Below are 20,971 nucleotides of genomic sequence, written 5' to 3'. Positions count from 1 at the left end.
TCGTTCCGTCCGCCGCTCTTACCGCTGCCGGACTTCAGCCACCGCGCCCGCGCTGGCCGGCCAGTCGCAGTACTGGCCGGTCCGGTTCCAATTCAGGCCGTCCGGACACCTGTGAACGGTCGGGACGTTGTTCGAGCACTGAACGTACTTCGTCACGTCCCCGGGGTAAGGGAAGAGTCCGTCGGGCTGGGGACAGCTGAAGGCCGCGACATCGAGTTCGGGACCTTCAGCGAGGGCGGAGGACGCGCCGGCGAGCGTGAGGCCCGAACCGAGCAGCGCGACGGCGGGTAAAGCCAGAAGGCAGGTGAATCGCACTGTTGTCTCCTTCGGGTAAGGGTCAGGGCCGCTCGCATCATGGCATGGGCTGGCAGGACGCACGCGTGAACGCGCCGATCTCGTCACAACCGCGCGCGCCGAGCCACTCGCCACTTCGCAATGAGAAACGTTGACCACCAACGACTTCGCCGCAACTGGCGATCACTACCGGAACCCTGCTCCTGCGAGCGGTCTGCCGCTAGACGTCGAGGCAGATCGACAGTTTGGATACAGTCCAGCGCCACCGCCGTGACCGGTCCGCTGGATCCCTCAGCTGGGGAGGGTGGTTCCGGCGTAACTTCCCCAGGGGACCTCGATGATCTCGTCGGGGTTGTCGTTGTAGGTCGAATTGATCGAATCGGTGACCGCATCCTCCACTTCTCGCAGTATCGGCTCTGCGATATCGGTCGCGGAGGTCACCTCCAGGAGGAAGTATGCGCGGTCAGCGGCATCCTGTCCTGGGTGCTGGGCAGCCCAATCCAGGTGCATCTCGGAGTCCGTCTCTGCCTTCTGTCCGAGCTGGATCCTGGCGTCGGCGAATCCAGGAAACTCGGCGACCTTCATTGCCAGCACCGAACGGATAGCGTCTGCCTCCATAGTGGTGCAGTACAGCTGGATCACCAGGTAGCTGCTCACTTCATCGTGCCTTTCTCAGATTGCCTTCTTCGGCTTCTTTTGAACCGGTGACCAGACCAGGCTGCCCGGTCGTGGCAGCTGCTACCTGAATCGGGTAGGTCGGTGTGCCGCAGTCACTACCGCCGCGCCTGTGACCCCCGCGATAAACGACCCAGTCAGCATGAAGCCGATCACCGATGCCCTCCGCGTGTTCCCATGTCATCCCCTGAGTTCGGCCTCCACCACGACTGAGCTGGGACACATTCAGTGCGGCTCCCGCGAGGTGTCCGGCTTCATGCGCCCCGCATCGATGAGCGTCTGCCGGGCCGCCGCCTTGCGCGGGCATTGATCGGCGCGGCATGCCCTGTGCTGCTGCATGACTCGGTGCGCTTCGGAGACGTTCAACGGATTGTCGGGAGCTTCGTGCGGCCAGCCGATGGGCCACAGTCCGGGGTCGGGCTGCTCGGTGCGGGGGCGCTCGCGTTCGCGGGCGGCGCGCCACTCGGCGGCTACGCGGTCGATGATCGCTTGCGCTGACATGTCGTCCTGCTCGGCGTGGCGCCACCAATCGAACCCCATCGCGTATCACCCCTGCTGTTCTCGCTGGTCATTTGGGCGCACGCCACCCGGCGAGGTGATGTCACCGCGGGCCGCTCACGGCTGGCGGTGCGTCCCTTCCGGACGGAAGAGACGCGCTCGCCGGGTGGGTGCCGGGACAAGCGTTGCGCGGAAAACTTCCTTCCGGACTGGGGAAACGGCTACAGCGCGTCTACGGACCCGCCTACGATCCACGCATGGGGACGGATGGGGGATTGCCGCCTGATATCGGGGAGCGTTTGCGGGCCGCCAGGCAGGCGGCGGGGTTGTCGCTGGCGGAGTTGGCGGCGCGGATACCGTTTTCGCGCAGCTACCTGGGCCATGTCGAGACGGGGACACGCGTCGCTTCGGCCGATGTGGTCGCGGCCTATATGCGCGCGTGCGGCGAAATGACATGCGATCCTGTCACACTGGTCAGTGTGTTGGGCAGAGCGGATGTCGACCGGCGGTCGTTCCTACGCACGTCCGTCTACAGCGCGGCGCTTTCGGCGACAGCGCTGGCATCGCAGTCGGACATAGCCCGGTTGGTCCGAGTCGACGACACGGCGCGCGTCGGTATGCCAGAAGTTCGTGCTGTCCAAGGAATTACGGACGCTTTCCTGCGCCTGGACGAAGTCAAGGGCGGCGGAATCGGCCGAACCGCTGTAGCCGAGTTCCTGAGTACCGATGTCGCGTCCCTGCTACGGTCGCGGTTCGCCGACTCGACGGTCCGGTCCGCAGCGTTCAGCGCTGCCGCCGAGCTGGCCTATCTCGCGGGTTTCAAAGCGCACGACGCAGGGGAAGACGGTATCGCGCAGCGGTATTTCCTTTCGGCATTGCGGCTCGCGGAGGAATGTCATGTGCCGGGACAGGATGGTTTCTGTTTCCGCATCCTCGGGTTGCATGCCACCGATGTCCGACAGCCACAGCACGCCGCCGAGCTTGCCGAACGGGGAGTGGCAGCGGCGCGCGACAAAGTGTCTCCGGACACCATGTCCTTATTCCTGGTCGGTCTGGCGCGCTGCTATGCCGAAACGGGGCAGCATCGAGCCGCGCGGAATACCCTCCGCAAGGCGGAACCATGGATAGACACGGAAATCACCACCGAGTTACCTCGCTGGGCGGCGCTGTGGTGCCCGAACAAAGCGAGCGTAGCGAGGCAGACGTCGAAAGCGTTCGCCGCCCTGGGTGACCACGCTGAAGCCGAGCGGTACCTGTACCTGTCCCATTCGATGTGGAACCCCGAGACCCACACCAGGATTCATGCACTTTCCGCTGCGGAAACAGGGCTGATCCGGTGGCGTCTCGGACGGCATGAAGACGCGGCGAAGCTATGGCGGTCCGCGCTGCCCATTCTCTCCGCCGTGTCCTCGGAACGCGCATCAAAAGTCTTGCGGAAGGTGCGGAAGGCTGCGCCGGAGTTGTTCGCCGGCACGGTAACGTGACAGCCCCCTCCCCACGAGAGCGAGCGCGAGCCACCATTCCTGGTGCCGGTTGAGGTGACGCACGGCGTGTGTCGTAGGTAGGGCGTGTCAGGTTGTGGCAGAGCGTCGAAGTAAGTCGACTAGCGGGTATCCAGCACCATTGCAATGGGCACACGGATTTCCCCACCGGGGGTGAAATGCAGGACAACCATGTCTTCGTTCCAGTCGATCCGTGGCTCGATACTCCAGCCGAGTGGGATCGCGATGACGTGACCGCGCGGCACCCCGGTGTCGACCAAAGGTCCGAGCCATACCTCGTATGCGTCGATGTCCATCGGGCTGTGTATCCGCTTTATGGCGGCGGCATACGTGTCATTCAGCGCCGGATACGTGCGGACCGTGTCTGTTCGATGCATGAACAGCCCAACTGCCGCCACGATTGTCACGAGCACGCCCGGAATGAAACCGAGTACCAGCCCCAACGCCAACGGCCGACCGAATGCCGGTCTTCGGGATAGGCGCCGCATCGGTTCCACGGGCCGCATCGGTTCCAGAGGCGGCATCGGTTCTGTCATTGCCCCATGATGCCCCGAGGATCAGGCACTTTCGCACCCCGAATCCTTCGAGACCGGTCAGTGGGGTAGCAGGTCCGCCAACGCCTTTTCGAGGGTGGGATAGCGGAAGGTGAAGCCCGCCTTCTGCAAGACCTCCGAGGTGGCGTGGCGGCCGGTGAGGCCGAGGGCGGGGTCGGAGCGGAGGAGGACAGCACCGAGCGACAGCAGGAGCTTCGGTGTCGGGGGTGCCGGTGGCCGGTGCAGGCGCTTGCGCAGGACGCGCATCAGCTCGCGGTTGCGAACCGGGGCATCGGTGGCGGCCACCAGGACTCCGTCCGGCAGCTCGACCGCCGGATCGAGTCCGAGCGCGGCGCGCACGATCGCCAGCCAGTCCTCGATGTGGATCCAGCTGAACCACTGCTCGCCGGAACCGACACGACCGCCGAGCCCCGCTTTGGTGAGCTGGCCGAGCCGCTGCAGAGCGGGCGCGTGCGGGTCGAGCACGATGGAGGTCCGCAGAACGGTCCAGTGCGCGGCGCGGGCCGGGTTGAACGTGCGCTCCCACGGTTCGGCCACGCCGGTCATCTGCGGTAGCCCTACCGGCAGGGGAGTGCTTTCGGTGCAACGGGTTTCGCCCGCGTCGGACCAGATCGCGGTGGTGCTCGCCTGCACCCAGTAGTCGATCGGCTCGTCGAGTGTCGCTGCTGCCGCAACCAGGGCTCGGGTGGAATCCACTCGGCTATCACGCAATTCGGCGACGTTCTGCGAGGTGGGACGGCAGTCGACCAGCTTACCCGCGAGATTGACGATCGCGGTTCGGCCGGGATTACGCAGTGCCGCAACCCATTCGCCTACCGTCTTGCCGTCCCACTCCACTTGATCGAACGGTAGCTCGGGGTCACGGTGGCGGGTGAGGATGATCGCGCGATGGCCGCGACAGGTCAGGTCGGCGGCGACGTGTCTGCCGAGTCCGCCACTGCCGCCCGGGATGACCACAGTGAGCGCGTCGGGACCAGGCGTCAGACCGGCCACTCGAGCCAGACGGGCAAAGCACACGCGCACCTCGGACTCCAGGAACGCGGCGAGCGGGCGGGCCACGCCCGATGAAGCGCCGAGAAACGTCAGCTGCTGAGTGAGTTCGGTGCCGCCGTCGCGCGGGGTCAGCGTCCAGGACAGTCGCATTCGGCCGAGCGGTTCGGGCTGCTCGATCCGGAACTCTTGCCCGGTCCGCGCGGCGGCGACGATGAACGGCAGGGCGGCGCGCGGGTGCAGAACGCGGTGGGTGCGCCCTTTCGGCACGTACGTTCCCCTGCTGCCGACCGTGACCGTTCCGCTCAGCCGTACAGCGGTGATATCCGGGTTCCATTCCGGCCACCGCTCCGGGTCGGCGAGCACTTGCCAGATGCGTTCGGCAGGCAATGCGATGAACTGCGTGTACGTCGTTGTACGTCGAGTCATGAGCCGACGCTAATCCGTCGTCAGTCGTCGTGGAAACGTGCGCATCGTCATGTACCGCTGCTGGGACGGCTGAGTGAGAATGCGCTGCCGGAGGCTGGACGGACGAATCGCCGTGCGCATCAGCTGCGCTGCGAGGCGGGAAATGGGCTCGATGTCGAACCGGGGTGGGTCGCCCGTGTGATCACCGTGCGGAGGCGGCTGGGCGCGGCACCTACCTGAAACGTGTGCGCACGTTTCCCGCGCCGGCCAGCGGTTCTCCACACGTTGTGGTTGCCGAGGTACGAACGCAAGGCGGTCGGCCATCGCGCGGACGCCGGAGTAGGGCTACTGCGCTGGAAAGGCTTCTGCTACGGCTGCGCGGGTGGAAGCGGCCGGACTGGTGACGCGGCCGCGCCGTTCAGTCGCGCTGTGGGCCGAGGCTGATGCCGCGGGTAGCCAGCCAGGGGAGCGGGTCTACCTTGTCGACGCCGTTCAGCCAGACCTCGAAGTGGCAGTGCGGACCGGTGGAGAACCCGCGGTTGCCGATCGTGGCGATCTGGTCTCCGGCGAGCACGCGCTGGCCCTGCGACACCGTGGCGGTATCGATGTGGCCGTAGATGGTGACGGTGCCGTCGTCGTGCAGCAGGCGGACCCACATGCCGAAGCCCGACGCGGGACCGGCCTCGATCACGGTGCCGTCGGCGACGGCGTAGATAGGAGTGCCGATCGGGCCCGCGATGTCGATGCCGAGATGCTGTACGCCCCAGCGGGCGCCGAACCCTGAGGTGAAGGTGCCCGCGGCGAAGAACTTGTGGAAGAGCGGGCGAAGCTTCGCGGCCTCCTGGGTGGCGAGGTCCTCGGCGTACTTCTGGCCCTTCTGCAGCATGTCGTTGAACTGATCGAGGTTCGCCGGGGCCGAAACATTCAGCACCTGAGGCGATTCGGGCGAAGCCGTGGGGTCGGCCACGTTCATCGACTGCGCGGCGATCTCGTGGATCTGGCCCGCGGCTTCGTAGTCGACGGTCTGCGACGGCTGCTCGGGCGAGGCGAACGCGGCTTGCCCGGCGGCGACCACCGCACCCGCGGCGACGGCCGCGACGGCGGCGCGGCCCTTGAGGGCGGCGGGCGGGGCGGGCACGCGGTGCGCGCCGCCACGCTTGTTCGTGGCGCGGCGGGCCGGGATCACGGTCGGTAGGGCGGGAGCGCTGGGCTCGGGATCGACGGCCTCGGGCTCGGTGGTGTCGGTCGCCCAGGATTCCTCGGGGGCCCAGCAACCGGTGTCGGAAACCCACGATTTCTCGTCGGGCGTCCAGGAACCCTCTTCGGCCCACGCGTCGCCGGAGTTTTCGGCCCACGCGTCGCCGGCATTCCAGGCGCCGCCATCGGACCAGGTGCCCTGCTGAGCCCAATCCTGTTGCGCCCACGCGTTGTTCGTGTCCCAGGCGTTGTCGTAGGCCGCGGGGGCGGCGTAGGACTCGTTCTGGTAGGCGGGCTGGGCGTAGCTCGGGTCGACGGGCGCATCGGCCGCGTAGTCGTACCCACCGCTCGCGGGGTGGAAGTGGTAGTCCGCCTGCGGCGGCGCCTCGTATCCGGCGTGGTGCTGGTCGAACGAGGGATCGGCGTGGCTGCCCACCGGATCGAAGGGCTCGTCGTCGGGGCGGTAACGATGTCCGGAGCGGACCCGATCATCGGAAGCGAAGGTGGAGCTGTGATTCATCGGCGGTGCCACATCGTGAAGCGGATGGAACTCGAATGCCGCCTGACCAGCGGCGTCGATCGGTCGAATGCGGAGCGGCTCTCCTGCTGCGGAGTGCTGTGCTGCGTCAAAGCTTGCCGTCCTCCTAGTCGTGACCGTGTTGTGACATCGACCGCAATGACGGTAACGAAACGATGTCGTGCCCACAAGCGCTGCGACGGGTCCGTAACAAACATGTGAGATTGATCACGCTTAGCCTCCGGAATATCTCACTGCTGTATGGGCACTCCGGAGAGGTCGTTCAACGACGAGTTGTAGTAGTCCGCGGTGCGTTCCCGGCTTCGCCCGCTCTACCTGGCGCGGTGTCAGCAACCTACTCGCCAGTAGCGTTGGCCAGCGGTTTTGCCGCTCCCGGCAGCGCCGGGTGACCTGCGCCACTTAGGATGAACGTGGCCGATTGGCCCTCCATGTGACTGGTTAGAGTCCGACCCGACCCGCTTCCGACGTCGGGCCGCCAACAAAGACGTTGTCATCACAACGCAGACGAGACGGTGAGTACATGGATCTCTTCGAATATCAGGCGAAGGAGCTCTTCGTTAAGCACGGAGTGCCTTCGTCGGAGGGCCGCGTCACGGACACGGCCGAGGACGCCCGCGCCATCGCGGCGGAAATCGGCAAGCCGGTGATGATCAAGGCCCAGGTGAAGGCCGGTGGCCGCGGTAAGGCCGGTGGCGTGAAGTACGCCGCCACCCCGGACGACGCGCTCACGCACGCGCAGAACATCATCGGCCTGGACATCAAGGGCCACATCACCAAGAAGATCCTTGTCGCCGAGGCCAAGGACATCGCGGAGGAGTACTACATCTCCTTCCTGCTGGATCGGGCCAACCGGACCTACCTGGCGATGTGCTCGGTCGAGGGCGGCATGGAGATCGAAGAGGTCGCCGCCACCAAGCCGGAGCGGCTGGCGAAGGTTCCGGTCGACGCGGTCAAGGGCGTCGACCTGGCGTTCGCGCGCTCGATCGCCGAGCAGGGCCATCTGCCCGCCGACGTGCTGGACGCTGCGGCCGTGACCATCCAGAAGCTGTGGGAGGTGTTCGTCGCCGAGGACGCCACCCTGGTGGAGGTCAACCCGCTGGTGCGCACCCCGCAGGACGAGATCCTCGCGCTCGACGGCAAGGTCACCCTCGATGAGAACGCCGGATTCCGCCATCCGGAGCACGAGGCGTTCGCGGACAAGGACGCGACCGACCCGCTCGAGCTGAAGGCCAAGGAGAACGACCTCAACTACGTCAAGCTCGACGGTGAGGTCGGCATCATCGGCAACGGCGCGGGTCTGGTCATGTCGACCCTGGACGTGGTCGCCTACGCGGGCGAGGGCCACGGCGGCGTGAAGCCCGCCAACTTCCTCGACATCGGCGGTGGCGCCTCGGCCGAGGTGATGGCCGCCGGTCTCGACGTCATCCTGAACGACGAGCAGGTCAAGAGCGTGTTCGTCAACGTGTTCGGTGGTATCACCGCCTGTGACGCGGTCGCCAACGGCATCGTGAAGGCGCTGGAGATCCTGGGTGACAACGCGAACAAGCCGCTGGTCGTCCGCCTCGACGGCAACCGGGTGGACGAGGGCCGCAAGATCCTCGTCGATGCCGCGCACCCGTTGGTGACGCTGGCGCAGACAATGGACGAAGGCGCCGACAAGGCCGCCGAACTGGCAGCCGCCCGATAACGACGGCCGAGTAAGGACGAAACGAAATGTCTATCTTCCTGAACAAGGACTCCAAGGTCATCGTCCAGGGCATCACCGGCGGCGAGGGCACCAAGCACACCGCGCTGATGCTGAAGGCGGGCACCCAGATCGTCGGCGGTGTGAACGCGCGCAAGGCGGGCACCACCGTCGCGCACACCGACAAGGACGGCAACGCGGTCGAGCTGCCGGTGTTCGGCACCGTCGCCGAAGCCATCAAGGAGACCGGCGCCGACGTGTCCATCGCGTTCGTGCCGCCGAAGTTCGCCAAGGACGCCATCATCGAGGCCATCGACGCGGAGATCCCGCTGCTCGTGGTCATCACCGAGGGCATCCCGGTGCAGGACACCGCGTACGCGTGGGCCTACAACGTGGAGAAGGGCGCCAAGACCCGGATCATCGGCCCGAACTGCCCCGGCATCATCACCCCCGGCGAGTCGCTGGTCGGCATCACCCCGGCCAACATCACCGGCAAGGGCCCGATCGGCCTGGTCTCCAAGTCCGGCACGCTGACCTACCAGATGATGTACGAGCTGCGTGACTTCGGCTTCTCGACCTCCATCGGCATCGGCGGCGACCCGGTCATCGGCACCACCCACATCGACGCCATCGAGGCGTTCGAGAAGGACCCGGAGACCAAGCTGATCGTGATGATCGGCGAGATCGGCGGCGACGCCGAGGAGCGGGCCGCGGCCTACATCAAGGCCAACGTCACCAAGCCGGTCGTCGGCTACGTGGCGGGTTTCACCGCCCCCGAGGGCAAGACGATGGGCCACGCGGGCGCCATCGTGTCCGGTTCGTCGGGCACCGCCCAGGCGAAGAAGGACGCGCTGGAGGCCGCGGGCGTGAAGGTCGGCAAGACCCCGTCCGAGACCGCCGCGCTGGCTCGCGAGATCTTGGAGAAGGCCAGCATCAGCGCCTGATCTCCCACCGCGCACGAAGGCCGCCTCCGAATTCGGGAGGCGGCCTTCGTCATGTGTGGCGGTGGGCTCCGGCTCGGGCAGTAGCGGAGCGTCCGGACCAGCCACGTGCGGAATCGAAGGTATGGCGGGGGTTCGTCGTCCCCTTATCTGTCCACACGAGGCAGCCGGACGGATGGTTCATCGACTTGTCACCGGGAATTCCCCGCTATTGAGAACCCGCGTGGTGTGAAAAGCGCCATCGCGGGCAACAGTGTCTAGAAGCGGTAGGTGGTCTCGCCAACGGCTCGGCGCCGGACACGCCCCGCGACCTGCCGAGATATGGGCGGACTCGCTCGTCCCGGCCGTCGCGGCGGGGTGATTTGGGCGTGGGAGTGCAGTAGCGTCAGAAGTAATCCAGCCGTGAAGACCATGTACGACTCGATTTAGGAGACGACGACATGTCCTACCCGACCGGGGGCTCCGGGTACAACACACCCACGCCCTCAGCGCCATCCAGTCAGAGCCCGGCGACGGGTGGTGCCAATGCAGGTTCGAGCGCTACCGGTTCCGATGCCAAAGGTCTGCCGTTCTTCCTGGTGGTCGGCGTAGCGGCACTCGGCGTGATCAACTTCCTGCTCGGCTTCCTGCCGTTCCTCGGCACCAAGCCGATCGATTTCGGCGGCCGGACCGTCGGCACACCGGAGTCGGCCAACCTCTTCGAGGTGGCCTCCGGCTCGCCGCTGCTGGGCCTGCTGCTGCTCGGCGGCCTGCTGGCCGGGCTGTCGCTGCTGCCGAAGCAGAACTGGATCGGCGTGGCCGCCGCGGCTTCGACCGCGGGTTTCCTCGCGCTGCTGTTCCAGTCGTTCAACTTCGGTGAGGGCAGCGAGCTGAAGGCGGGTGCGTACATCCTGCTGGCGCTGGCCTTCGTGCAGGCCGCGGTGGCGATCGCCGCGACGCTGTTCGAGGCAGGCATCCTCAAGGCGCCCGCGCCGCGCCCGGCCACCGCGCCGAGCGGCTTCGGCCAGGGCGGCTACGGCCAGCAGCAGCAGCCGTCGTACGGACAGCAGTCCTACGGCCAGGGTCAGCCGGGTCAGCCCGGCTACGGCGCGAGCCCGTACGGGCAGTCCGGCTACGGCGCTCAGTCCGCTCCGCCGCAGTTCCCCTCCCAGGCGCAGCAGCAGCAGCAGTCGCCTTACGGGCAGAGCCAGCAGCCGGGCTACGGCCAGAGCCAGCAGGGCCAGTCGTACGGGCAGCAGCAGTCGCCCTACGGGCAGAGCCAGCCGACGACCGCCTACGGCGCGTCCCCGCAGCCGGCTTCGCCGTACGGCGCGCAGCCGCGCCCGGACGAGAGCGTCACCCAGCACTTCGGCGGGCAGCAGCAGGCGGGCCAGCAGGCGCCCTACGGTTCGCCGGGCTACGGCCAGCAGCAACAGGCCCAGCCGAGCCAGCAGAACAAGCCGTTCGGCGGCGAACAGAGTGGTGATCCCTCGTCGGACGCCACCCAGGCATTCCGTCCCTCGGACGACAACAACAAGTAAGAACTCAGCGGCATCCTCCCCGGCGCGGCGGCCGCCTGCGGCGCGCCTGACCCTCTTGCGCCGGGGAGAGTGCCACGCTGAATTGCCATGAGCTCCTCCAGAAACTCTTCGACCCGCCGAATCGGCGGGTCGCGCGCGTCGCGGCCGCACCCCGAAGCGGACGAAGCCGGGTTTCTGTCCCTCACCCCGGAGCGGTCCAGGGTTCTCATCGCGGTCGCGGGCCGTCCTTCGGCCTTCGGGCTGACCACCCTCGTCGTCCTCGTGTTCGGCGCGCTGCTCGCCTCGGGCAGCGATCTCGCGGGCACGTCCGGGGCGATCGCCGCCTCCTGGCTCGGCGTGCACCAGGTTCCGCTGGTGATCGGCAAGACGTCGCTCGGGCTGCTTCCGCTGCTGCCGACCGCGCTGCTGGTCTGGCTGGCCGCGCGGGAAAGCGCTCGCGCCGTGGAACCGCGGTGCACCAGGGCGGATCTCGGGTGGATCGCGGGCGCCGCGGTGGGTGGTCCGCTGCTGGTCACCTCCGTCTGCCTCGCGGTCACCGAAGACGCCTCCGGTGTGCTCCCGCTGCAACCGCCGAACACCCTGGCCGCGTTCGCGTGGGTCGCGGGCCTGTATCTGCTCGCCGCCGCGATCGGTATCGCCGTCCGTCTCCGGCGACAGCTGTTCGTGCTGCTGCGCCTGCCCGATTGGGCGGTCTCCGGCCTCTACGGCGCGGGCCGGACCGTGGCCCGGCTGCTGGGTTGTGCGACAGCGGTGGTGGTGATCTCGTTCCTGGCGCACATTTCCCGGCTCGGCGACATGTACCAGTCGGCGGGAAACGCCGGTGGCGTCCTCGGCTTGACGGTGCTCTCGCTGGCGTATCTGCCGAATCTGGCGATCCAGACCGTCGGTGTGCTGGTCGGTTCCAGCGCGCAGATCGGCGCCGCCTCCTTCGGGGTGTTCTCCGTGGTCGGCGGTCCGATTCCGGCCTTTCCGTTGCTCGCCGCGGTGCCCACCGGACCCGCGGCCGGATGGTGGCCGGTGTTGCTGCTGGTCCCCGCGGCGGTCGGCGTGCTCGGGGGGCTGGACCTCGCCCGCACCTCCACCGACGGGATCACCGCGCCGTGGGCCACACTCACCTCCGCCGCGCTCTCCGCGCTCGCGTTGACGGTGGCAGGCGTGGTCGCGGGCGGCGAGCTCGGCACGATCGGCCGGGTCGGCCTCGACCTGCCGGTCTTCCCCCTGATCACGTTCGCCTGGCTGGCCATTCCCGGCTACGCGGGGCTGGCCTTCGCGCGCTGGTTCCTCGTGCCCGTCGGCATCCCGCCGGTCGATTACACCGATCCGTACGACGATTACCACGACGAGGACGACGCCTACTACGAGGCGGACGACGACTACTACGAAGACGACGACTACTACGACTACCGCGACGACCCCTACGACGATTACGACCGGCGCGAGCTGGAGGCTCCGCTGGACGCCGAACTCGTGGACGAACAGCCCGCGATCGAGACCGGCGGCGGATACCACCACCACGCCACCCCGGACATCGTCGACGCCGAGGTGGTCGAGGCGGACCTGCCGGACAGTGACCGGATGGACGGTCGTTAGGCTCTAACCCGGCGGTGCCGCATCCGTCCGCCATCCGATCGATCGCAGGAGTAGAGCGCTGACGTCCCCGCATGCCTCGTGGAAGCCCGCAGCGACGCCGGCCACCGTCGTCGTGCTGGCGTCGGGCACCGGTTCGCTGCTGCGCGCCCTGCTGGACGCCGCGTCGGAACCCGGCTACCCGGCGAAGGTCGTCGCCGTCGGCGTCGACCGGCTCTGCGCCGCCACGACCCACGCCGACGCCGCGGGCGTACCGCACTTCCGGGTGGCGCTGAAGGACTTTCCCGACCGCGCCGCGTGGGATGTCGAGCTCACCGAGACGGTCGGCGCGCACGAGCCGGATCTCGTAGTGTCGGCGGGCTTCATGAAGCTGCTCGGCCCCGCCTTCCTGGACCGGTTCGGCGGCCGGATCATCAACACCCACCCCGCCCTGCTGCCCGCCTTCCCCGGCGCGCACGGTGTGCGTGACGCGCTCGCCTACGGGGCGCGGGTCACCGGCTGCACCGTGCACCTGGTCGACGAGGGCGTGGACACCGGGCCGATCCTCGCGCAGGAGGCGGTGACGGTGCTGCCGGGTGACGACGAGGCCACCCTGCACGAGCGCATCAAGGTTGTCGAGCGACGGTTGCTGGCGGAGGTCGTCGCCGCCGTCGCGACGCGAGGCATTGTCTCCGACGGACGAAAGGCAGTTATCCCAGATGAGCGAGTTCTCCGGTGAGTGAACGCAAGCCGATCAGCAGGGCGCTGGTGAGCGTCTACGACAAGACGGGTCTCGTGGAGCTCGCGACCGGTCTGCACGCCGCGGGCATCGAGCTGGTCTCGACCGGGTCCACCGCGGGCAGGATCGCCGACGCGGGCATCCCGGTGACCAAGGTCGAAGACCTGACCGGTTTCCCGGAGACCCTCGACGGCCGGGTCAAGACGCTGCATCCCCGGGTGCACGCGGGCATCCTGGCCGACTCGCGCAAGCAGGAGCACGTCGACCAGCTGGTCGAGCTCGGCGTCGAGGCGTTCCAGCTGGTGGTGGTGAACCTCTACCCCTTCACCCAGACCGTGGCAGGCGGCGCCACCCCCGACGAGTGCGTGGAGCAGATCGATATCGGCGGGCCGTCGATGGTGCGCGCCGCGGCGAAGAACCATCCCTCGGTGGCCGTGGTCGTCGACAGCGGCGACTACGACGACGTGCTGGCCGCGGTGAAGTCCGGTGGCTTCACCTTGGCCGAGCGCACCGCCTTGGCCGCCAAGGCGTTCCAGCACACCGCGAGTTATGACGTGGCGGTCGCCAGCTGGATGACCAACGTGCTGACCGGCGACGGTGCGGCCGAGGACACGGCGATCCGGTTCCCCGAATGGCTCGGCGGCACCTGGGAGCGGTCGGCGGTGCTGCGCTACGGCGAGAATCCGCATCAGTCCGCCGCCCTGTACACCACCGGCGACGGCAGCCTCGGGCTGGCGCAGGCGCGGCAGCTGCACGGCAAGGAGATGTCGTACAACAACTACGTCGACGCCGACGCGGCCTGGCGTGCCGCCTTCGACCACGAGGCCCCGGCTGTCGCGATCATCAAGCACGCCAACCCGTGCGGCATCGCCCTCGGCGCCGACATCGCCGCCGCGCACCGCAAGGCGCACGCTTGCGACCCGGTCAGCGCGTTCGGCGGGGTGATCGCCGCGAACCGCGAGGTCACCGTGGAGATGGCCGAGCAGGTCGCCGAGATCTTCACCGAGGTGATCGTCGCGCCGTCCTACGCCGACGGCGCGGTGGAAGTGTTGCAGCGCAAGAAGAACGTTCGCATCCTCGTCGCCGAGCCGCCCCGGCGCGCGGGCGCCGAGCTGCGGCCGATCAGCGGCGGCGCCCTGCTGCAGCAGCGTGACGTGCTGGATGCCCCGGGCGACGACCCGGCCAACTGGACCCTCGCCGCGGGCGAGCCCGCCGACGCGGAGACGCTCGCCGATCTGGCGTTCGCCTGGCGCGCGTGCCGGGCCGTGAAGTCCAACGCGATCCTGCTCGCGCACGACGGCGCTTCGGTCGGTGTCGGCATGGGGCAGGTCAACCGGGTGGACGCGGTGGGTCTCGCGGTGCAGCGGGCGGGTGACCGCGCCAAGGGCTCGGTGGCGGCCTCGGACGCCTACTTCCCGTTCCCGGACGGGCCGCAGACCCTGATCCACGCCGGTGTCCGCGCCATCGTCCAGCCGGGCGGTTCGGTGCGCGACCAGGAGACCATCGACCTCGCGCGCGAGGCGGGCGTCACGCTCTATCTCACCGGGGCCCGCCACTTCGCCCACTGAGGCCGGTAGCCGGAAACGCCGCGTCGGATCGATGATCCGACGCGGCGTTTGTGTTATCGCGACGATGAGCGGAAACCGTATTGCCCAGTGCGGCAGCAGATTCGGTGCATGCGCCCGGCTTCGGTCCATGGACTACATTGCGGCGCAGTACGGTTCGTTTTCGTTTTCCCAGCTCAGATGATGGCTTGGCGCAAGCTGACAGCTACCCGGGCGCCGGTGTGGACGGCTGTGCCGTGCGCAGCACCGGACCGTGCTGCGTGGCGCTCTAGACCGCGCTGAGCACCGTGCGGTTGCCGAGCGGTTCCTTCAGCGGCACCTCCATGGTCCCGAAGACCGCGATCATCGTGCACATCCGGCCGACCGCCTCGGCGCGGCTGCCCGAGCGCAGTTCGACGGTGACCGTCGACGCGGATTCGGTGACCGTGGCGTCCACGCCGTAGCACTCCGGTGACCCGGTTTCGAAATTGACGGCTATCTTGTTGTCCGCCAACCGAGTCCACGATTGGAACGGGATCGGGTGCGCCCCGACGATGGCCGGGTCGGCGGTGAACGGCTTGCCCTCGTTTCCGCGCGGGTCCTCGATCGGCGTGCGGGGCGCGGCCGTCGATGTGGTGCTCGAGTTCGGCGCCGCCCCCTTGTCGTCCGAGTCGCCGCAGCCCGTTGCGGCGAGACAGGCGAGCACTACGGCGACAGCTGTGGCGGCGCGTCCGGCCTGGATCCGATCCATACCCGACACCCTAGTCCCGGCGCGACTGCACACAGCGCACGCCGGGCGCATCGTGCACTAGGACGAACCCCACAGTGAACGTTCCGCGAACCGTGCACGTATTCGCTCCGAAAACCGTTCGGGGGCAGTAAGTTCGGCGGGGGTGCGCGCCAGGGGGTGTGGCGCTCATCCATGTCGGATGCTCTACCAGCTTTTCCGGAAAGGAATCAACGTGGTCGACACGCTGCGCGTAGGCGAAGAACTCGGACGGGGCCAGTCCCTCCAAGGTGGTGCTTACACCCTCACCCTGCAGGAGGACGGCAATCTGGTGCTGTCCGAGCCGGGCGGAAATGTGGTGTGGGCCACGCAAACTCATGATCAGGGCGTGGAGCGCGCCGTGCTGCAGGACGACGGCAACTTCGTGCTCTACAAGGGCGACGGCGCCGCGTGGGCGACCGAGACCAACGGCCAGGCGGCCGACCGGCTGGTCGTGCAGGCCGATCGCAACGTCGTGCTGTACGGCGCCGACGGCAGCGCGCTGTGGGCTTCCGGTACTCATACCGACACCCCGCTGCCTGCCCCGGAGCCAGAAGCGGTCCAAGAGCAGGAGCAGGTCGCGGCTCCGGCCGAGGAGGTGCCGCCTCCGCCGCCCGCCCCGGAGCCGCGCACCTACACCGTCGAGCCGGGCGACACCCTGTGGGCGATCGCCGAGCGCTTCTACGGTGACGGCAACCGTTACCAGGAGATCGCGGACGCCAGTGGCATCCCGAACCCGGACGCGATCAACCCGGGCCAGGTGCTGACCATCCCGTGAGCCGGTCGGCTCGGTAGCGACGACGACAAAGACCCCCGGTGCTCGAGCCTCGGGGGTCTTCTTCGTTTCGCTCGTGTCGCGAAGTGCGCCTAGCGGCTGGTGAACGGCAGCAGCGCCATCTCACGGGCGTTCTTCACCGCGACAGCGACCTGGCGCTGCTGCTGCGGGGTGAGCCCGGTGACCCGGCGGCTGCGGATCTTGCCGCGATCGGAGATGAACGTACGCAGCAGGTTCACGTCTTTGTAGTCGACCGTCTCGATGCCGGCGGCGATGAGCGGGTTCTTCTTCGGACGGCGGGCCTGCTCGGCACGGACCTTCTTCGACGGTGCTCGCTTGACTGCCATATGACGAGTTCCTTCTCACGAGAACAGTGGTTGTCTACCAGCTCGATTTGCGCACACCGGGCAGCTCGCCACGGTGGGCCATCTCGCGCACACGCACACGGGAGAGCCCGAACTTCCGGAGGTGACCGCGCGGTCGTCCGTCGGCGGCGTCCCGATTGCGCAATCGTACCGGACTGGCGTCGCGCGGCTGGCGTCGCAGTTCGGCCTCCGCGGCCGCGCGCTCGCCCTCCGGCGTGCCCGGCTTCCTGATGAGCTCCTTGAGCTCGGCGCGGCGAGCCGCGTAGCGAGCCACGATCGCCCTGCGCTGCTCGTCGCGCGCGATCTTCGATTTCTTGGCCATCTCAGCGCTCCTCGCGGAAGTCGACGTGCTTGCGCACCACCGGATCGTACTTGCGCAGGACCAGGCGGTCGGGGTCGTTGCGGCGGTTCTTGCGGGTGACGTAGGTGTAGCCGGTGCCCGCGGTGGACTTCAGCTTGACGATCGGGCGGATGTCGGTCGATTTCGACGCCATGGGTCGCTCCTCAGATCTTGTCGCCGCGGGCCCGGATCCGGGCCACCACGGCCTCGATGCCGTCCCGGTCGATGGTCTTGATGCCTTTGGCGGAGACGGTCAGCGTGACGCGCCGGCCTTCGCTTGGCAGGTAGTAGGTCTTGCGCTGGACGTTGGGGTTCCAGCGACGGCTGGTCCGCTTGTGCGAGTGCGACACGGACTTGCCGAAGCCGGGCTTGCGCCCGGTGACCTGGCAGTGGGCCGACATGCGGACTCCCTCCAGTAGATGACAATCGTTTTCGACAATGGCTGCCGCACAATGTACCGTTGCCGTAAAGCAAATGAAAATCGTTACTGAAAGGGGTGCCCCGGTGGCTGCGGCAGATTCCACCCAGGTCCCACCCGAGTCCGACCGGAGAACGCCCGTGGTTGCGCTCGCCGGTTTCGCCGGACTCGCCGCGGCGGGCGTGGATCGCGCGGCCGCGGTGCTCGGCATGGCGCCGGGTACCGTCGTGGTCCGCCACGACCTGACCCAGCTGCGGGAAGGCATCGTGCACCGCACGGTGCGCACCGCTACGCAGGAAACCTCGGCCGTGCTGGAGCTCGCGCACGGTTGCGTCTCCTGCACGCTGCGGATGGATCTGCTTCCGCTGCTGTGCACCCTCGCCCAGCGCGAGTCGGTCGATCGCATCGTGCTCGCGCTGGACCCGGCGTTCGAGGCCGAAGCGGTCTGCCAGGCCATCGAGAACGTCGTGGTCGCGGGCGTGCACGGCCGGGTGGACGGCCCCGCGGGCCGCGACGTGCGCGTGGACGCGGTTTTGACCTGCCTGGACGCCGACGCCTGGCTCGCCGACGCGACCGGGGACGACACGCTCGCCGAGCGCGGCCTCGCCACCGCCGACGACGACCGCACAGTGGCGCAAGTCGCGGTAGGCCAGGTCGATTTCGCCGATGCCGTCATCGCCCTCGGCGCCGACGACGCCTCCGGAGCGCTGCTCGGCGACGCGCGGGCCAAGCTGGCCGCGGTATTGGCCAGGCTCGTCCCCGGCGCGCCGGTCGCCTGGGTGGACGAGCTCCCCCGGCTCACCCCTGCCCTGGTCGAGACGCTGCTCACCCGCATCCCCGCCGATTCGCGGCGCGGCCGGGTCTTCGACGCCCACGCGCCGCTGCTGCGCGGCCGACCACCCCTGACCGGTGACTGCGGCGTCGAACTCGTGGAGTTCGCCGCGGCGCGGCCGTTCCATCCCGCTCGCTTGCACGAGGCGCTGGACGTGCTGCTCGACGGCGTGGTGACCGCGCGCGGGCGCATCTGGCTGGCCACCCAACCCGACGAGGTGGTGTGGCTCGAATCCGCCGGTGGTGGTCTGCGGGTGGGCGGAGCGGGGCGCTGGCTGGCCGCGATGCCGGAAGCCGAACTGGCCGAGGCGGATCCGGAGCGCCGCGCGATGGCGGCCCTGCGCTGGGACGAACGCTTCGGCGACCGGGACATCTCGCTGTCGATCCTGGTGCACGAAGCCGATCCGGCGGAGATCCGCGAAGCGCTGCACTGGGCGCTGGTGGAGGACGACGAACTGCGCCTGGTCGAGCGTGCGCCGGAGCGAGTGGCCCAGTGGGAGGACCCGTTCGGCGACTGGCACGCCGACCCGTGCGCGAGTGACGAGGCGACCGGCCAGCCCGTGGAAGACGCGAAAAGCCCGAGAGGAGAGGCGAAATGAAGAAGGGTATCCATCCGGAATATCACCCGGTGGTCTTCGAGGACGCGAGCACCGGCAAGCGGTTCCTCACCCGGTCCACGGCCACCGGCGCACGCAGCGTCGAGTGGACCGACGGCAACACCTATCCGCTGCTGACGGTGGACGTCACCGCCGACTCGCACCCGTTCTGGACCGGCGCGCACCGCGTGCTGGATGCCCAGGGGCGCGTGGAGAAGTTCGAACGCAAATACGGCAAGCGCGCACGGAAGGGGTCCTGAGATGGCGGTACCGAAGCGGAAGATGTCGCGGTCGAACACCCGAAGCCGCCGCTCGAACTGGAAGGCCGTTCCCGTGGACCTGGTGCCGGTGACCGTCGGGGGCGTCGTGCATCAGGTGCCGCGCAGGTTGGTCGCGGCCGTGCGCCGCGGACTGATCGACGTCGAGCGGCTCTGAGCCGGGCATCCGAAACTCGCGGAACGGAAGCGGGGCCGCCGGTGTGATCCGGATCGGCCCCGCTTCGCTGCGTTGCGCGTCGTTGGACCTGCGTATTCGGCGACCCCGGCAGCGATAGGGAAGCGGCCGGATCGCCGATCGTCTTGATGCGCTTCGATGCGACCCGCGACGCCGATAGACCTGCCTCGTACCGGCCCACGGTAGCTCGCTGGATACTGGTGAGCGGCAGAACGCGCCGGTTCTCGGTCAATCGTCCGGAAACGCGCACTCGGGGGTGTCGGACGAAAAATATTCGCGCGAACAACGCCCGAGTTAGCTATTTTATAGCTATCGATGTGCTCTGCATCACGTCGCACTATTGCGCCGGAAGCGATTGCGGCTGGGTAGCCAGATGGTGAATTGCGCACTGACGGTTGGTTTTTGAACTACGGAAAAGTCCCCAGAAAGGATGCGCTCTCGGCCGGAGGGAGGTACCCTCGTGCTCGAGGGCGGGTTCTCCTGGTTTCCAGGAGAGCCCGCTCATCGCCACTCTGCGGGGCGTTACGCCGATTGCCGCTCTCCTGATTTCCCTCTCGCCCTGCCGGACTGCGCGCGTCCGGTGGTCGCGCCGGTGTGCGGCTCAGTTTTTCGAGGTCAACTCGGGCGGCCGGTCGTCGTCGATCGCAGCGCGCCGCTGGCCACCGTCGTGCCCCGGCAGCCCGGGAAGATCCGGCAACAACGCCTCCAGACGCGCCAGCTGCTCGCCGACCAGTGCCGCGGGCCCCTCGATCAGCGACAGGGGCCACGGCCAGTGCCGTCCGTTCCAGCGCTGCACCTGCTCGGTCAGCTCGGCCGTCGTCGCCTCCAGTTCGCTGATCTCGGTCCGCAATTCGCCCACTTGCGTTCGCAACTCGGCGGATTCGCGCTCCAATGCGGAGATGCGCGCCAGCGCCGCGGCCAATCCGTCCACCAGCGTACGATTCCGGCCGTCCGCATCGGCCCCCAGTTGCGGCCAGCCCGACAACCCCGGTCCGCGCAGCTGAATCTGGATGTCGCGCAGCACTGCCTCTTGTTCCGGCGTCACGTCCGGATCCTCCCGTCCCACGAAGTCCCACTGGCCGAAATCGGTCGTCTCGGCCTCGTTCACGTCATAGCGCACGCCGCCGACCGTCACTTGGCGCCGGGTCTGATGGATGGCGCGTCTGGTCTCCACGTTCGTGCCCGACCAGGCGTCGGTCTGCCACGCCCACGTCGCGTATCCGGCGTCCAGCGCGCGGCTGACCGCCCAGTACCCGCCGTAGATACCGACGTTCGCGCGCCCCAGCACCGTCGCCGCCCCGTCCAGGTAGGCGTTGATTGGTAGCTGGTCCTGCGGTGAAGCATCGAAATCCGCGGAGAAGTAGATCGGCCGGTCCACCCGTCCGCCGCAGCGCAACACCTGGGCGAGGCCCGCGCGTGCGTCCACGATGCCCGCGCCGTAGCCGTCCAGCATCCGCGCGGCCGTGGTCTCCCAATTCGACACGATCGAGACCCCGTGCGTCCGCAAATCGTTCGCCTCGGCCGGGGTGAGCAGCTTGCCGGGCAGACTCGGGCCACCGTCGGACAGGTACCGCACCACGAAATCGAACCCCGCCGCCCGAACCGCCGCGCCCCCCGGGCGTCCAGCGGCGTAGTCCAGACCGAAACGCATGGCCTCCACTGTAAGTCGGCCGGGCGGGTGAATTCGGGCCATCGCCGAATCCGGGCGGCGCGGGGGGATCGCTCAGCGGAAAACGGTCGAGGAGGCTCGACACGCACCGCGAAACCGAACGGCCGG

The 20,971-nt window shown here is 68.2% G+C and carries 23 protein-coding genes; 11 read left to right on the top strand and 12 right to left on the bottom strand.

Features of this window, described 5'->3' with window-relative positions:
* Positions 1–18: 18 nt before the first annotated feature.
* The 3 genes from ON19_RS25555 to ON19_RS25545 all read right to left on the bottom strand — a co-directional run bounded on the left by ON19_RS25555 (position 19) and on the right by ON19_RS25545 (position 1,509).
* A complete protein-coding gene (locus ON19_RS25555; RefSeq protein WP_043698026.1) occupies positions 19–315 on the bottom strand; it encodes a carbohydrate-binding module family 14 protein in 297 nt (98 codons plus the stop codon).
* Positions 316–585: 270 nt separating this feature from the next.
* On the bottom strand, positions 586–951 hold the full coding sequence (locus tag ON19_RS25550) for a hypothetical protein (protein ID WP_043698023.1): 366 nt from the start codon (positions 949–951) through the stop codon (positions 586–588).
* Between the two features lie 243 nt (positions 952–1,194).
* The gene (locus tag ON19_RS25545) at positions 1,195–1,509 is read right to left on the bottom strand and encodes a hypothetical protein (RefSeq protein ID WP_043698020.1); all 315 of its coding nucleotides are present in this window, start codon (positions 1,507–1,509) and stop codon (positions 1,195–1,197) included.
* Between the two features lie 215 nt (positions 1,510–1,724).
* On the opposite strand from ON19_RS25545, the gene ON19_RS39190 reads away from it, so the two are divergent.
* Positions 1,725–2,951, top strand: coding sequence for a helix-turn-helix domain-containing protein (locus ON19_RS39190; protein WP_051169298.1), 1,227 nt, complete (start codon positions 1,725–1,727; stop codon positions 2,949–2,951).
* A 119-nt stretch (positions 2,952–3,070) separates the two neighbouring features.
* Here the strand turns inward: ON19_RS39190 and ON19_RS39185 are convergent, their stop codons facing one another.
* From ON19_RS39185 to ON19_RS39180, 3 genes are all read right to left on the bottom strand, one after another.
* The gene (locus ON19_RS39185; RefSeq protein WP_157229839.1) at positions 3,071–3,505 is read right to left on the bottom strand and encodes a hypothetical protein; all 435 of its coding nucleotides are present in this window, start codon (positions 3,503–3,505) and stop codon (positions 3,071–3,073) included.
* 57 nt (positions 3,506–3,562) lie between these two features.
* Positions 3,563–4,942 carry a DUF1731 domain-containing protein gene (locus ON19_RS25530; protein WP_083899627.1) on the bottom strand — a complete coding sequence of 460 codons (1,380 nt, stop codon included), beginning with the start codon at positions 4,940–4,942 and terminating at the stop codon, positions 3,563–3,565.
* A 397-nt stretch (positions 4,943–5,339) separates the two neighbouring features.
* Positions 5,340–6,638 (bottom strand): M23 family metallopeptidase, encoded by a 1,299-nt coding sequence (locus ON19_RS39180; protein ID WP_051169296.1) that lies wholly within the window; start codon positions 6,636–6,638, stop codon positions 5,340–5,342.
* Between the two features lie 538 nt (positions 6,639–7,176).
* Between ON19_RS39180 and sucC the strand changes: the two genes are divergently transcribed.
* The 6 genes from sucC to purH all read left to right on the top strand — a co-directional run bounded on the left by sucC (position 7,177) and on the right by purH (position 14,674).
* The gene (gene sucC / locus ON19_RS25520) at positions 7,177–8,343 is read left to right on the top strand and encodes an ADP-forming succinate--CoA ligase subunit beta (RefSeq protein ID WP_043698018.1); all 1,167 of its coding nucleotides are present in this window, start codon (positions 7,177–7,179) and stop codon (positions 8,341–8,343) included.
* A 26-nt stretch (positions 8,344–8,369) separates the two neighbouring features.
* Positions 8,370–9,284 carry a succinate--CoA ligase subunit alpha gene (gene sucD / locus ON19_RS25515; protein ID WP_040782761.1) on the top strand — a complete coding sequence of 305 codons (915 nt, stop codon included), beginning with the start codon at positions 8,370–8,372 and terminating at the stop codon, positions 9,282–9,284.
* A 437-nt stretch (positions 9,285–9,721) separates the two neighbouring features.
* Entirely contained in the window at positions 9,722–10,801 is a 1,080-nt protein-coding gene (locus ON19_RS25510) for a DUF5336 domain-containing protein (RefSeq protein WP_043698013.1), read from the top strand.
* An 87-nt stretch (positions 10,802–10,888) separates the two neighbouring features.
* Complete coding sequence (locus tag ON19_RS42210) at positions 10,889–12,391, top strand: cell division protein PerM (protein WP_043698010.1); 1,503 nt, start codon at positions 10,889–10,891, stop codon at positions 12,389–12,391.
* Positions 12,392–12,449: 58 nt separating this feature from the next.
* A complete protein-coding gene (purN, locus tag ON19_RS25500) occupies positions 12,450–13,106 on the top strand; it encodes a phosphoribosylglycinamide formyltransferase (RefSeq protein ID WP_086006713.1) in 657 nt (218 codons plus the stop codon).
* Positions 13,103–14,674: a bifunctional phosphoribosylaminoimidazolecarboxamide formyltransferase/IMP cyclohydrolase gene (gene purH / locus ON19_RS25495; RefSeq protein ID WP_043698004.1), complete on the top strand. Its 1,572-nt coding sequence runs from the start codon at positions 13,103–13,105 to the stop codon at positions 14,672–14,674. Before purN ends, purH begins: the two co-directional genes overlap by 4 nt.
* A gap of 265 nt (positions 14,675–14,939) precedes the next feature.
* On the opposite strand, the gene ON19_RS25490 is transcribed toward purH, so the two are convergent.
* Complete coding sequence (locus tag ON19_RS25490) at positions 14,940–15,401, bottom strand: hypothetical protein (protein WP_043698001.1); 462 nt, start codon at positions 15,399–15,401, stop codon at positions 14,940–14,942.
* 211 nt (positions 15,402–15,612) lie between these two features.
* Here ON19_RS25490 and ON19_RS25485 point away from each other — a divergent pair, with 211 nt between their 5' ends.
* Positions 15,613–16,194: a LysM peptidoglycan-binding domain-containing protein gene (locus ON19_RS25485; protein WP_043698264.1), complete on the top strand. Its 582-nt coding sequence runs from the start codon at positions 15,613–15,615 to the stop codon at positions 16,192–16,194.
* Positions 16,195–16,283: 89 nt separating this feature from the next.
* Here the strand turns inward: ON19_RS25485 and rpsR are convergent, their stop codons facing one another.
* Genes rpsR through rpmB form a run of 4 tightly spaced genes read right to left on the bottom strand, consistent with a single transcriptional unit; the run spans position 16,284 to position 17,297 of the window.
* Positions 16,284–16,538 (bottom strand): 30S ribosomal protein S18, encoded by a 255-nt coding sequence (gene rpsR / locus ON19_RS25480; protein ID WP_011211513.1) that lies wholly within the window; start codon positions 16,536–16,538, stop codon positions 16,284–16,286.
* 34 nt (positions 16,539–16,572) lie between these two features.
* Entirely contained in the window at positions 16,573–16,878 is a 306-nt protein-coding gene (gene rpsN / locus ON19_RS25475; RefSeq protein ID WP_043697998.1) for a 30S ribosomal protein S14, read from the bottom strand.
* Between the two features lies 1 nt (position 16,879).
* A complete protein-coding gene (gene rpmG, locus ON19_RS25470) occupies positions 16,880–17,050 on the bottom strand; it encodes a 50S ribosomal protein L33 (RefSeq protein ID WP_019049259.1) in 171 nt (56 codons plus the stop codon).
* Between the two features lie 10 nt (positions 17,051–17,060).
* Positions 17,061–17,297 (bottom strand): 50S ribosomal protein L28, encoded by a 237-nt coding sequence (gene rpmB / locus ON19_RS25465; RefSeq protein WP_043697994.1) that lies wholly within the window; start codon positions 17,295–17,297, stop codon positions 17,061–17,063.
* A gap of 157 nt (positions 17,298–17,454) precedes the next feature.
* Between rpmB and mrf the strand changes: the two genes are divergently transcribed.
* The 3 genes from mrf to rpmF are packed head-to-tail and all read left to right on the top strand — an operon-like array spanning position 17,455 to position 19,176.
* On the top strand, positions 17,455–18,744 hold the full coding sequence (mrf, locus tag ON19_RS25460) for a ribosome hibernation factor-recruiting GTPase MRF (RefSeq protein WP_043697992.1): 1,290 nt from the start codon (positions 17,455–17,457) through the stop codon (positions 18,742–18,744).
* Positions 18,741–19,001: a type B 50S ribosomal protein L31 gene (locus tag ON19_RS25455; RefSeq protein WP_043697989.1), complete on the top strand. Its 261-nt coding sequence runs from the start codon at positions 18,741–18,743 to the stop codon at positions 18,999–19,001. The genes mrf and ON19_RS25455 overlap by 4 nt, the downstream gene beginning before the upstream one ends.
* 1 nt (position 19,002) lies before the next feature.
* Positions 19,003–19,176, top strand: a complete 174-nt coding sequence (rpmF, locus tag ON19_RS25450; protein ID WP_043697986.1) for a 50S ribosomal protein L32 — start codon at positions 19,003–19,005, stop codon at positions 19,174–19,176.
* A gap of 619 nt (positions 19,177–19,795) precedes the next feature.
* On the opposite strand, the gene ON19_RS25445 is transcribed toward rpmF, so the two are convergent.
* Positions 19,796–20,845: a DUF1906 domain-containing protein gene (locus tag ON19_RS25445; RefSeq protein WP_051169293.1), complete on the bottom strand. Its 1,050-nt coding sequence runs from the start codon at positions 20,843–20,845 to the stop codon at positions 19,796–19,798.
* Positions 20,846–20,971: the final 126 nt, after the last annotated feature.

It is taken from the genome of Nocardia abscessus NBRC 100374, assembly GCF_000308455.1.
GTDB classification, from domain to species: Bacteria; Actinomycetota; Actinomycetes; order Mycobacteriales; family Mycobacteriaceae; genus Nocardia; species Nocardia abscessus.
Note: the sequence above shows the minus strand (reverse complement) of the source record. Positions and strands in the feature narration are given on the sequence as shown.

Coding starts and splice junctions, on each gene's coding strand:
- rpsR (WP_011211513.1), bottom strand. CDS start 16,538: ATGGCAGTCAAGCGAGCACCGTCGAAGAAGGTCCGTGCCGAGCAGGCC.
- ON19_RS25445 (WP_051169293.1), bottom strand. CDS start 20,845: ATGCGTTTCGGTCTGGACTACGCCGCTGGACGCCCGGGGGGCGCGGCG.
- ON19_RS25530 (WP_083899627.1), bottom strand. CDS start 4,942: ATGACTCGACGTACAACGACGTACACGCAGTTCATCGCATTGCCTGCC.
- ON19_RS25545 (WP_043698020.1), bottom strand. CDS start 1,509: ATGGGGTTCGATTGGTGGCGCCACGCCGAGCAGGACGACATGTCAGCG.
- ON19_RS39190 (WP_051169298.1), top strand. CDS start 1,725: ATGGGGACGGATGGGGGATTGCCGCCTGATATCGGGGAGCGTTTGCGG.
- ON19_RS39180 (WP_051169296.1), bottom strand. CDS start 6,638: ATGAATCACAGCTCCACCTTCGCTTCCGATGATCGGGTCCGCTCCGGA.
- ON19_RS42210 (WP_043698010.1), top strand. CDS start 10,889: ATGAGCTCCTCCAGAAACTCTTCGACCCGCCGAATCGGCGGGTCGCGC.
- ON19_RS25510 (WP_043698013.1), top strand. CDS start 9,722: ATGTCCTACCCGACCGGGGGCTCCGGGTACAACACACCCACGCCCTCA.
- ON19_RS39185 (WP_157229839.1), bottom strand. CDS start 3,505: ATGACAGAACCGATGCCGCCTCTGGAACCGATGCGGCCCGTGGAACCG.
- ON19_RS25455 (WP_043697989.1), top strand. CDS start 18,741: ATGAAGAAGGGTATCCATCCGGAATATCACCCGGTGGTCTTCGAGGAC.
- ON19_RS25490 (WP_043698001.1), bottom strand. CDS start 15,401: ATGGATCGGATCCAGGCCGGACGCGCCGCCACAGCTGTCGCCGTAGTG.
- rpmG (WP_019049259.1), bottom strand. CDS start 17,050: ATGGCGTCGAAATCGACCGACATCCGCCCGATCGTCAAGCTGAAGTCC.
- rpsN (WP_043697998.1), bottom strand. CDS start 16,878: ATGGCCAAGAAATCGAAGATCGCGCGCGACGAGCAGCGCAGGGCGATC.
- rpmB (WP_043697994.1), bottom strand. CDS start 17,297: ATGTCGGCCCACTGCCAGGTCACCGGGCGCAAGCCCGGCTTCGGCAAG.
- rpmF (WP_043697986.1), top strand. CDS start 19,003: ATGGCGGTACCGAAGCGGAAGATGTCGCGGTCGAACACCCGAAGCCGC.
- sucC (WP_043698018.1), top strand. CDS start 7,177: ATGGATCTCTTCGAATATCAGGCGAAGGAGCTCTTCGTTAAGCACGGA.
- sucD (WP_040782761.1), top strand. CDS start 8,370: ATGTCTATCTTCCTGAACAAGGACTCCAAGGTCATCGTCCAGGGCATC.